Origin of the sequence: Autumnicola psychrophila (assembly GCF_031846645.1) — a bacterium.
Taxonomy (GTDB): domain Bacteria; phylum Bacteroidota; class Bacteroidia; order Flavobacteriales; family Flavobacteriaceae; genus Autumnicola; species Autumnicola psychrophila.
This window is the reverse complement of sequence record NZ_JAVRHN010000013.1, coordinates 33,465-46,474: the sequence shown is the minus strand read 5'-3', so window position 1 is coordinate 46,474 and position 13,010 is coordinate 33,465. Positions and strand designations below refer to the sequence as shown.

Annotated in this window: 5 protein-coding genes; 3 read left to right on the top strand and 2 right to left on the bottom strand. The window is 37.4% G+C overall.

Going from position 1 to position 13,010, the window contains the following annotated elements; all coding sequences use genetic code 11:
• Nucleotides 1-2 precede the first annotated feature (2 nt).
• Both RM541_RS15060 and RM541_RS15055 read right to left on the bottom strand, forming a co-directional pair.
• Complete coding sequence (locus RM541_RS15060) at nucleotides 3-3,035, bottom strand: SusC/RagA family TonB-linked outer membrane protein (protein WP_311500961.1); 3,033 nt, start codon at nucleotides 3,033-3,035, stop codon at nucleotides 3-5.
• A gap of 133 nt (nucleotides 3,036-3,168) precedes the next feature.
• A complete protein-coding gene (locus RM541_RS15055; protein ID WP_311500960.1) occupies nucleotides 3,169-6,507 on the bottom strand; it encodes a CRTAC1 family protein in 3,339 nt (1,112 codons plus the stop codon).
• Between the two features lie 640 nt (nucleotides 6,508-7,147).
• On the opposite strand from RM541_RS15055, the gene RM541_RS15050 reads away from it, so the two are divergent.
• The 3 genes from RM541_RS15050 to RM541_RS15040 all read left to right on the top strand — a co-directional run bounded on the left by RM541_RS15050 (nucleotide 7,148) and on the right by RM541_RS15040 (nucleotide 13,006).
• Nucleotides 7,148-9,817, top strand: a complete 2,670-nt coding sequence (locus RM541_RS15050) for a substrate-binding domain-containing protein (protein WP_311500959.1) — start codon at nucleotides 7,148-7,150, stop codon at nucleotides 9,815-9,817.
• Between the two features lie 242 nt (nucleotides 9,818-10,059).
• Nucleotides 10,060-11,403 (top strand): sugar porter family MFS transporter, encoded by a 1,344-nt coding sequence (locus RM541_RS15045; RefSeq protein WP_311500958.1) that lies wholly within the window; start codon nucleotides 10,060-10,062, stop codon nucleotides 11,401-11,403.
• A 10-nt stretch (nucleotides 11,404-11,413) separates the two neighbouring features.
• Nucleotides 11,414-13,006, top strand: a complete 1,593-nt coding sequence (locus tag RM541_RS15040) for a glycoside hydrolase family 32 protein (RefSeq protein ID WP_311500957.1) — start codon at nucleotides 11,414-11,416, stop codon at nucleotides 13,004-13,006.
• Nucleotides 13,007-13,010 lie beyond the last annotated feature (4 nt).

Sequence of the window (13,010 nt, the reverse complement as noted above, 5' to 3'; positions counted from 1 at the left end):
TTTTAAAATCCTAATTGAAGACCAAATGTTATAGACGTAGGCTGCGGATATAATCCGCGGTCTATTCCTATAGCCCCTGCGCCCTGGAAAAGAACATTATCTACACCAATTTCCGGATCCAGACCAGAATAGTCCGTTAGAGTAATCAGATTCTGACCGCTCAGGTATATTCTCAAATTAGAAAGCGATTCACCAAATACATTTTCATCAAAAGTATATCCAATATTTAAATTCTTTAATCTGGTATAAGAGCCATCTTCTACAAAACGATCTGATGCATTAAGGTTTTGCGGTGCTCCCAAAGCACGAGGTATAGTATTTGAAGTACCCTCTCCTGTCCAACGGTCTAATACAGCTACTCCACTATTAAATAATCTTGGCATACCCTCAAGATCGTATAAATTTGTATTATAAACATCCTGACCATATGCTCCCTGGATAAATAAGGAAACATCAAAACTTTTGTACTGGGCACTTAAATTAAGACCCATGGTAAGCGTTGGATAAGGATTACCTATTACCGTCTTATCTGCCGCAGTTATATCACCATCCCCATTAATATCTACAAACCGGATATCCCCCGGCTGCACCACTGTTTGATCAGGATTTGCAGTGTAAACCTCATCTATCTCAGCCTGGTTTTGAAAAATACCATCAGTCTTTAAACCATAGAAGTGAAATAAGGCTTCCCCAGGCGCAATCCTGGTAAGATATTCATTTTCAAAAAACCCTCCCTGTACCTGATCAAGGCTTCCAATTGAAAGAACCTCATTCCTGCTGGTTCCCAGGTTTAAATTGGCAGACCAGGTAAAATCTCCCTCGTAATCATTAAAACCAAGGTCAGCCTCAAAACCATTTGTCTCTACAGACCCTACATTGGAAGCTATTGTGGGTACGTTATAACCCAAACTAAGCGGCAGTGGTAATTCATAAAGAAGATCATCACTACGGTTGCTATAATATTCCAGAGATAATGTAAATGTATTATTAAAAATGCCCAGATCAAGTCCAATATTTTTCATTGTAACTTCCTCCCATTTTAGGTTTGAATTTGGAAGGCCCTCAGCAGTAGTACCTTGTAGAGCTGCACCTGCAAATGGATAAATAAAACTTGTAACCAAAGTTGAAGAATAACGATAATTACCAATCTGATCGTTACCGGTTGTACCCCAGCTACCTCTGATTTTTAAATTGTTGATATCGGAATCTTCCATAAAGCTTTCTTTAGCTACATTCCATCCTGCAGCAACAGACCAGAAATTACCCCAACGGTTATTAGCACCAAAACGGGTGGACGCATCTCTACGGAAGGAACCTGCCAAAATGTATTTCTGATCGAAATTATAGTTAATACGGCCAAGGAAACCAACTCTTCTGTATTCAGATGATGAGGATGATAAATCAGATTGATTGTTGGAGACTTGTTCAACTTCATCACTTATAGGATTTTGGCTGTTGGCGTCAAGGCTTTCGCTGTCAATCCTTTGGTCCTCTGCTAATGCAAGAATCTCGAAATTGTGCAAATCTGCAACATCGAACTTGTAATTTAAACTTTGAGTAAGGGTTAGGGATTGATTCGTTCCGCTGTTTTTAGTAATCTGTGCAAATGCTATAGATCCTGTTGAACCAATACTATCATCGTTGTAAGACGGAATAAAGGTGTCGTTATTATACTTGTAATAATCCAAACCTGCCTGACTTTTAAAAACAAGCCCATCAATTATTTCATATTCAGCAAAAAGACTACCTAAAATGGTGACACCTTTATTTACTGCACTTCCTATGGTTTGCACACGAATAGGGTTTGCAGCATCCTGTCCATCCACTGGGCTGTTAGGACCCTGAAAGCCCCCTAAATTATCAGGATTATAGACCGGTAAGTAAGGAGCTGATTTTATAGCGTGTTCTATTAAGGACCTACCTCCGTCGGCTCTTTCAGGACTTTGCACCGTGAAAGCCACATTCAGAGTTTGTCCAAAGCGAAGCTTTCCAAAATCAAAATTACTATTAGATCTAAAATTGAACCGCTCAAATTCTGTTTCAACAATCGCACCTTCCTGATTAAGGTACCCTCCGGAAAATCTGAAATTACTATTTTCACTACCACCAGAAAGTCCAAGGTTAAAACTTCTTAGAACTCCTGTTCTGAAAAGTTCATCCTGCCAGTTTGTTTCGTTGTCAAGTAAATCTGCATACTGGGGATTTGTAATACGTGCCGGAACAGGATCTGATATTTCTCTAGCATATTGTATATACTGCTCTGTATTCAAAACATCATAACGATTGCTGTTGAACTGCACCCCGGAATAGGAATCAAAACTTAATTGAGCTTTTTGAGAAGCTTTTCCTGATTTCGTGGTAACAAGTACGACACCATTCGCACCTCTGGAACCATAAACTGCGGTAGTAGAGGCATCTTTTAGAACTTGTATATTCTCAATGTCGTTTGGGTTAAGACTACCCAGTCCACCTGCAATAACACCATCTATAACATATAATGGGTCGTTGTTATTAGGTGAAGCCAATCCTCTAATCCTTACTGCAGGGGAGTTTCCCGGCGCACCTGAGTTGATAACCGTAACACCTGAAGCTCTTCCCTGAAGCGCCTGCTCTGCAGTAGCTACTGGAAGACTGTTAATTTCTTCTGTATCTATAGAAGAAATGGCTCCGGTTACCTCGGCCCTTGACTGAGTTCCGTAACCCACAACTATAACGTCATCTAAAGACTGTGCATCAGCAACCATATTTATGTCTATAACAGACCTTCCATTAATTGCTATTTGTTGTGTCTCATAGCTAATATAGCTAAAAACAAGTCGGGCATCAGGCCCTAAATCTTCTTCCACTTCCAGAGAATAATTTCCATCAAAATCTGTTGTAGTACCAGTTGTTGTTCCTTCGAGTATCACGTTAACTCCGGGAAGCGGACCATTTGCATCAGTAACTGTTCCTGTTATGACTTCCTGGGCTGAAATAAATCCACAGCAAAGAAAGCACATGAAAAACAGACTATTTTTAAAGTAAATTTCTCTCATATTGATTAATTGTATGTTAGTTGTTTTAAATGTAGAAAAATAATTCTAATACGTAATCGTTTTCGACGAAAATTATAGCAAAGCCATAACATCATAAAGTATTTACTACAACATTGGTATTAGATACTGCCTTCTATTGAGTTTCTGCCAACTGCTCGGGATTTACTTCCACGAACTGCAACAGATCATTATTTTTAACCGCAACAACCACATTTTTGTTTCGAAAGCTTAGTGATAACATATCTTTGACATCTCCCGGTATAAAAAATCCTGATTTAGCAGGTTTTGTTGCCTGAAAATTACCAGCTCCGTCTCCTTTTAAGAACATCCCATATCCCGCGTCATTCCTGGTCGTCTCCACTTCTGACCAAAAGAGGTTTCCAGCAATTAAAGCATCAATATTTCCGTCATTATTGTAATCGTCTACAAGAATTTGGTTTATTGAAGAAATTTGAGCTTCCGAAGGTAGTTCATGCCTCACAAATTTACCGTTTCTGTTTTCCAGATAAACACTCGCAAAGGATTTTACCTGATAGTGAAGTGAATTCTCTAATTCTTCCTCTGTATACACATCTTCGAGAGTAGCGGTTGAAAAAGATTGATAATCGGGAAACTTATTTTTTATTCCCGGAATCTGTTGCGAAGAGCATTCCCGACCACGTAAAGGAAATTTTTCTCCTTCATTATAATAGCTCAATACAATATCCTGTTTATCATTCTGGTCAAAATCATTAAAGTAGATATCGAACGTCTCATCTTCATTGGCCGTGTATTTGTAATTGCGCCCTAGGTTACCAACCAAAAAATCCTGATCACCGTCATTATCAAAATCGCCGGATTTAATGCTCCACCACCACCCTGTAGTGTCTGAAGTTAAACCAAGGTTTTCTGAAACTTCAGTAAACCCTGTTTCTGAATTTTGGAAAATCCTGATAGGCATCCATTCCCCTACAACAATTATATCTTCCCATCCGTCTTTATTAATGTCCGTAATTTCAGCACTTGTTGCCATACCTAAAGACTGGAATTCCGGAGCTATGTTCTTCGTGATATCAAGATATTTGGCCTTTCCATTTTCTCCAACGTTCTTCAGTATATACGTTTTTGCAGGCAAAGGGTAATGTCCCGGGACCAGACGTCCTAATACTAAAAGGTCCTTTTTGCCGTCTTTATCAAAGTCGGCCTGATAAACTCTGGATCCACTGGTGCGCATTTCAGGCAAAGCTGACTCGTCCTTACTAAAATTCCCCGCACCGTCGTTAATGTAAAGTCTGTCCTGCAGATATTTGGAATCAGGTTCAAATTCGTTTCCGCCACTCACAACGTAAATATCATTATAACCATCTTCATTCGCATCAAAAATCAGGGCACCCAAATCTTCATACTTTTTATCCTGCTCAAATGCCGCACTCCTTTGTTTTTCGAATCCCAATTCATTCTGAAAATATAAACCTGCTTCATGATTGGAAGCAGCCCCTATAAAGAAATCCTCTTTACCATCTCCGTTTAAATCACCAACTGCGGCACCCGGACCAAAAGTAGAAGTGCGATGAGGAAGAAGAACCTCTTTAACAAAATCATTGTACTCATTTTCAACATGGCGATGTTGTGGAAAAGAAGTTGTATCCTTTATTGTTGCAAAGAGCTGATTGCTTACATCACTTTCTTCTTCTGTAGTCTTGTTTGAATTTTTATAGTTAAAAGTAAGTGACTGATTTGATTCAACATCTTTCATCGTCTCAACTTTACCATCTGGCCAGACAACTCTTATTTCATCAATAATTTCAGCTTTTGACAGACCGAAATGCAACATAGGCGCAACAGAAGACTGGAAGCCTCTTGTAAGTGTAAGCTCCTGCATTTGTTCTATTTCATTAGCCTTTACATAAGCCCTTGCACCTAATCCAAATGAGTTCTTCTCATTACCTTCAAACTTTATCTGAACAAAATTGTTTTGTTCTGAACTGGTATTTTCAAAGAAAGAAGCATGGTCATCTATATTGTTAATGACGATCTCTAAATCCCCGTCATTATCTAAATCTGCATAGATAACACCATTAGACCACCCTTCATATTCAATACCCCATTTTTCATTAGCTATTTCAAAAGAGAGATCGCCATTATTCTGAAACATGAAATTGTCAATCTTTTCAGAAGGAATATTCATGCTTTTTTCAAGTTGATTTTCTTTCACCAACCTCGTATCCTTTAGACTATTGAAATAATCATTATTATTAATTTCTCTTCTTGTGCCATTTGTTACAAATAAGTCTTTATGCCCATCGTTATTAAAATCAGCAAACAAAGGACCCCAACTCCAATCTGTAGAAGAAGCTCCTGTTATTCGGGATAAATCAGCAAAAAAGGGATTATCATCTTCAAAAACACCGGTATTTGTCTGAAGGGTGTTTTGCATGTACTGATAGTGAAAACCAGCATCTACAGTACTCCAAAATAGATCTGGGTTCATACTTGCCATGTTGGCTTTTTTCCTCCTGTTTTTCTTAGCAGACATATCTACCTGATATATATCCAGATTCCCATCATTATTATAGTCTGCTATATCCACACCCATACCATAAAAAGCAGTATGTGAGGTGGCATTTTTCACAACTTCCCTAAAAGATCCTTCTCCATTGTTTATATAAAGATAATCGGGCGAACTGAAGTCATTCGAAATATAAATATCCGGCCAACTGTCATTGTTCAGATCCCCCACAGTAGCAGATAGTGAAAGCCCAAAGCTTCTTACTCCCGCTTCATCAGTCACATCTGTAAATTTACCACCATCATTGCGCATTAAGTGATCAGATTCAAGATCGCTTACATTCTTCATCTTATATTCGTAAATAAAATTAGGAGAATCGAATCTGGTTGGGGGATAATTGGCTATATAGACGTCCAGATCTCCATCTTTGTCATAATCAAAAAAGGTCGCCTGTACACTATTACCAGGATCATCGAGACCATATTCTTCTGCTTTTTCAACAAATGTTCCGTCTCCGTTATTTATAAAAAGCTGATTGTTTTTTGGGCCGAATTTTCCACCTACAGAGAGGTATATATCCAGGTATCCATCTCCATTCACATCTGCCATGGTAACACCTGTATACCAGCGATCATCTCCGGCAACTGCTGCAGTTTGAGATATATCTTCAAAAACTAGATTTCCCTTATTAAGATACAGCTTGTTAGGTACTTGATTTCCGGTGAAATAAAGATCTTCCAAGCCATCATTATTGATATCTCCGGCAGCAACACCTCCCCCCATGTAGATATAGGAATAACTAAAATAGTTAAGAGAGTCGTTCTCTGTCAAGTTATTACTGAATTCAATTGCGGAACTTTGGGAAGAAACCTTTCGAAAGATTTCAGTTTCTGATGATTCAGATGATCCAATTTCATCCTCGTTTTTACAACTGCTCAGTGAAACAAACGTAGCAATTATCACCATTTTTAAGAAAATCCTCATTACATACCGCTATTTGACAAAATGTCTTTAACATTAAATTAACGGGTGTAATTTAAGCAATTCTCATTCTCTGAAGAGAAATTTATAAAATTATTAGTCTTGTTTCAAAAGCTTCATATGTCACAGTCCCTTTAAGTCTAACAAAAGAAACAGTAACTACCTCTAGAACAATAGGCTTTCAATTAGATTTAAAGATCGAGCGTGACAAATTCTTGGGGTAATTTAAAATGGAAAGCAACGATTTCACGTTGAGGATTTTGAGAAGAATTATCGGAAGATTACAAATCTTTTACATAATAAAAGTGTTTGTATTTTTGGAATTAGGTCATAGAGGAAATTATTCCGGCGGAAAAATGTTCCATATCCACCCTTCGGAGCAATCTGCTATGGTAAATGTTTAAGTCCAGCATAGGCAAATAAATTTATTCTCTATCTTTCAAGTCTATTGTAGACTTATTTTATTCTAAAAGAGAAGAATATGAGGCAATAAAGAAGTCATTAAGAAAGAATTGAAGAATTTTTATTATTCTTAATTAAAATAACGGAGAATCTACTCTCTGTTTCATTTTTATTGAAAGTTATGAAGAATCTGTGTTGTATAGTTTTCATTATTTTCTCGTTTTCTGTGATCTCTTGCGAGATGAATAGGAAACAAGATGATATTTATACAATAGGGTTTGTACAGGCGATGACTACCGATAATTGGCGGAAGGAAATGAACAGAGCAATGCAGGTAGAAGCTTCAATGCATCCAGGTTTTAACCTTGTCATTAAAGACGCTCAAAATGATGTTGCCAGGCAGATTAAACAAATAGAAGAGTTTATTTCTGAGGATGTAGATATTTTAATTGTCTCCCCAATTCAATCGGTTCCTATTACTCCTGTTGTAGAAAAAGCAATGAATGCGGGGATTCCCACAATAGTTATAGATCGAAAAATTGATGGAAGCAATTATACAGCATACGTTGGAGCAAATAATGTTGAAATTGGTAAAAACGCAGCTAATTATATTGTTTCCAATTCAGACCAAAACCAGGAGTTAAAGCTCGTTGAGATTACCGGTTTACAAACTTCCTCTCCTGCTTTTGAACGCAGCCAGGGTTTTCAAGAGGTGTTAGCCAATCATGAAAATATAAATATTGTTGCTACAATAGCTGGAGATTGGGAAAAAACTTCTGTAGGTAATCATTTGGGGTCTATTCTGGACTCAGTGGAAAGTATCGATTATATTTTTGCTCATAACGATCGTATGGCAATGGGAGCCTGGGAAATGGCCCGAAGTAAAAACCTGGAAGATAGCATTCAAATTATTGGAGTGGACGGGCTCTTTGGCCCAAGTGGCGGAATTCAACTTGTAAAAGAAGGCATTCTTACAGCTACAGTGCTTTACCCTACTGGCGGGGCTGAGGCTATTAAGCTTGCCATTCAATTACTGGAAGGAGACCAAATTGCTAAAAATAATCTTCTGAATACGGTAGTAATAGATAAGTTGAATGTAGATATCATGCAGAACCAGTTCAATAAAATGAACCAGCAGCAAAATGATATTGAGCAGCAACAAACAGTAATTAAGGAACAGGTAATAACCTATAATTCGCAATCCAATCTTTTGAAGATTATGGCTGGCTTAATACTTTTGCTTTTACTGCTTGGTACCTGGGCTGTTTACCTTGTATTTAAACTAAAAAAGCGAAAACGCATACTGGAGCTAAACAATGCAAAAATAATTACCCAACGCAATCAAATTGAGAAATTTGCAGAGCAATTAAAGATATCCAATGAAGTAAAAATTAATTTTTTTACAGCCCTTTCGCATGAATTTAAAACCCCGCTAACTCTAATTACTAGCGCTATTGAAAGTATAGCACAAAATCCACATAAGCAACTTAAAGAATTCGCTTATGAAACCAACCTTATTAGCAAAAATTCCGGTAGGTTGTTACGACTTATTAATGAACTGCTGGATTTTAGAAAATTGGAAAGTGGGAATTTTTACCTTAAGCCATTAAAGACTAACCTTTACGAATTTATAAGAAATATATATGAAGATTTTCAAAGTGAAGCGTTAAGGAAATCCATTGATTTAAAACTGGAGGCTGACAATAAAGGACTGATGGTTTATGTAGATAGAAATATGATGGATAAAGTATTTTTTAATATGCTATCCAATGCTTTTAAATTTACCCCTAAAAACGGAAAAGTTATAATTAGCATCAAAGAAAACGGTCAGGAAAAGGTTGACGTGCTTTTTAATGATTCGGGGATAGGAATACCTAAAGAGGATTTTCAAAAAATATTTGATCCGTTTAGACAGGCTGGAAATAACACCAAACCCAGTTCCGGACTTGGTCTTTATATTACCAGGAAATTTGTAGAACTACATAAAGGGAATATTTCAGTTTCATCACACCAGGGAGCGGAATTTAAAATTGAATTGCTGCAGGGTAAAAAGCATCTTTCAGAATATAAAGTTTCAGAAAAGGATTTAAAACTTCAGCAAGAAGAATCAGAAAAATTACTGGACAGTAATTTCATTCCTGAAGAGCTTCCTGAGCCTATAAATGAAAATACTGAAACCATTTTGATTATTGAGGATAATGAAGATTTATCTTATCTCTTGAAGAAGAGATTGCTGGCAGAATACAACGTAGAACTTTCTGATGGTTCAGATGCCATTGAAAAAGCACTGGCAATAATTCCAGATGTAATTATTTGTGATATTCATCTTCCGGAGAAAAATGGTTTTGAAATTTGTAATGAACTTAAAAGCGATTTACGCACCTCTCACATTCCCACTCTAATTCTTACTGCACTAAGCGATAAAGAATCTAAGATAAAGGCTTTAAGAGCTGGCGCAGACACATATATATCTAAACCTTTTAACTTTGAGATTCTAAAAGAATCTTTAAGAACTGCTCTATTTAACAGGGAAAAATTGCGCTACTATTATACTAACAAAATAGATCAGGTAAAGGACAATGCGTTTGAAGATTCAGAACAAACATTTCTTAAGAAACTAAACCATATCATTGAAAAGAATTTAAAGTCTACGGGTTTTAATGTAGAGGACCTGGCGCAACAAATGGAAATTTCACGGGTGCAACTGTATAGAAAAGTAAAAGCGATAATGGGAATTAGCATTAGCGATTATATAAATTCTCAAAGATTGAGTAAAGCAAAAAGTCTTCTACAGGAAACCCACTTAAACATCTCTGAAATTGCATATGAAGTTGGTTACACCTCTCCCGGTTATTTTTCCACATCTTTTAAGAACAAGTATGGTTCTACTCCAAAACAGTTCAGAAACTAACCTGAAAAAGCTATATCGATTTCGAAATCAGATCTTCCCCATGTATCAGAATTAAACTTCTTGTATCAAATTTAAAACTATAACGGTTTCGTTAATTTCATATCACAAACTTAACTAACTGTAAAACAGTGAGTTAAACATATTTTGCATTTATTTAACAATTTTATAATTATTTATCAAATTACTAAAATACAGGCAGCAGTTTTAAACATAGCTTAGTTTCATCAATTAGAAATTACGATATGAATAAAATTTTTGCCTGGTCAATTAGTGCCGCCTTAGCAGGTTTTCTGTTTGGATTTGACACCGTGGTAATTTCCGGAGCCGATAAACAGCTACAGGAATTATGGGGAACTTCTGATGCCTTCCACGGATCTATAGTTATGGCGATGGCACTTTGGGGAACTGTAGTAGGTGCCATTTTTGGAGGAATTCCCACAAATAAATTTGGAAGAAAAAATACCCTAATAATAATTGGAGTGCTTTATCTTCTTTCAGCATTAGGCTCGGCCTTCGCAAATGATCCAATTACTTTTGCTGTTTTTAGGTTTATTGGAGGTTTAGGAGTTGGAGCCTCTACTATAGCCGCGCCAACCTATGTTTCTGAAATCGCTCCTCCAAAACAAAGAGGCCGTTTGGTATCCTTATACCAATTTAATATTGTACTCGGAATATTGATTGCGTTTCTATCCAATTATCTACTGCGAAATACTGGGGAACAACCCTGGCGATGGATGGTGGGGGTAGAAGCTGTTCCGGCTGTAATCTACCTCATTTTTGTACTATTTATACCAAGAAGCCCCCGATGGCTAATTGCAACTTCAAGAACTGCGGAAGCAGAAAAAGTATTAAGGATAATTACTCCTGAAGGTGATATTAAGGCTAAAATGAATGAAATTCAGAGTCAGTCTGATAGTGAGGATACCAGCGAAAGCATTTTTATGAAAAAATATCGCTTCCCTCTGATTCTGGCGTTTTTAGTGGCATTTTTTAATCAATTATCAGGAATTAACGCCTTCCTTTATTACGCTCCGAGGATTTTTGAAGCAGCTGGCCTTGGAGAAAGTACAGCACTATTAAGCAGTATTGGTATAGGGGTGGTAAATTTAATCTTTACACTTTTCGGAGTATTTCTAATTGACAGATTGGGAAGAAAACAGCTTATGTTTATTGGATCTATAGGTTATATCGTATCACTCTCACTTGTCGCGTTTGCTTTCTTTCTGAATTGGGGAGGATTGTGGGTACCAATTTTTCTATTTCTTTTTATAGCAGCCCATGCAATAGGCCAGGGAGCGGTAATCTGGGTTTTTATCTCTGAAATTTTTCCCAATCACCTGCGCGCTTCGGGACAGGCTTTTGGATCTTCCACTCATTGGATTATGGCAGCAATGGTGCCCTCTGTAATTCCCGTTCTTTTCTCCACAATTGGACCCGGCTATGTTTTCGCCTTTTTCGCCGTAATGATGGTCTTTCAGCTCTTCTTTGTCATTTTTATGATGCCGGAAACAAAAGGTAAATCTCTGGAAGAGTTAAGTGAAGAATTATCTGTGGGTAAACAAAAAATTAAATTTAAAAACAGTTAAGCTAAATCATATGAAAAAACTAATTCTAATTTCTGCTTTTTCCTTATTCTCAGCACCTGTACTGGTATCCTGCCAGGGGGGAAAAGAGAATACCGGAGACAAAACTGAAGAAGTCGCTATTCAAAGTGACCTTGACTTTCGTCCTAATTTCCATTTTACACCCGATTCCGGATGGATGAACGACCCCAACGGAATGTTTTACTTAGATGGAACTTATCATTTATTCTTTCAACATAATCCCGATGATAATGTATGGGGACCGATGCATTGGGGACATGCCACCAGTACAGATCTTATTACCTGGGAAGAACAGCCAATAGCGCTAGAACCCGATGAACATGGAACAATTTTCTCTGGAAGTGCAGTTGTTGACCACAACAATACTTCCGGATTGGGTGACGGTAATACGCCCCCGGTAATTGCAATTTTCACCTATCACGATGCCGAAGCAGCCGATGCTGGTGAGGATGATTTTCAGACGCAGGGGATTGCATACAGCCTGGACAAAGGACAGACCTGGACTAAATATGAGCAAAATCCGGTTCTTCCTAATCCCGGAATAAAAGATTTTAGAGATCCAAAGGTAAATTGGTATGAAGAAGATCAGAAATGGGTTATGGCTCTGGCCGTTCAGGACCACATTAGTTTTTATTCCTCTCCCAATTTACTTGAATGGGAACGTGAAAGCGATTTTGGACAGAACATGGGCGCTCATGGAGGTGTTTGGGAATGCCCCGACCTGTTTCGAATGACTGTAGAAGAAACAGGAGAAGAGAAATGGGTTTTACTGGTGAGTATAAATCCCGGTGGACCTAATGGAGGTTCTGCTACACAGTATTTTGTAGGAGATTTTAATGGAACAACTTTTACTCCAGATGAATCGCTTAACAAAATTGGAGAGGAACATGATTACTGGATAGATTTTGGGAAAGATAACTACGCCGGTGTAACCTGGTCAAATATCCCGGAAACCGATGGGCGGGATATCTTTATAGGCTGGATGTCTAACTGGCAATATGCAAATGAAGTTCCTACAGAACAATGGCGTAGTACAATGACGGTGCCCAGAAATCTAAAATTAAAAACAGATGGTGATAGCTATAAGATCTATTCTTCTCCTGTAAAAGAACTGGATAAATATATAGTAAACACTATTGAAAAAAGAGAAATGCAAGTTTCAGAAGGCACGGCCATAACTACAGATTCAATAAATCTCGCTAAAGCACATCTCACTTTTGATATTACCAATCTGGAAGACAAAACATATGAATTTGCACTACTGAATTCTGTTGGCGACACCTTAAAATTTGGATATGATCATAACGATAAACAATTTTATGTAAACCGAAAAAATTCAGGATTAACAGGGTTTAGCGAGACTTTTACGGAGAAAAAATCGACTGCAACAAGAACTTCAAAATCTGAAAATTTACCCGTAGAAATAATTCTGGACAAAACTTCTATTGAGCTCTTTTACGATAATGGTGAAACTGTAATGACAGAAATTTTCTTTCCCAGACGTCCATTTGAAACGCTGAAAGTAGTGGGTGATGACAGCTTCATTATAGAAAATGTAAAAATTAATCAACTAACATTAAACTAATTAT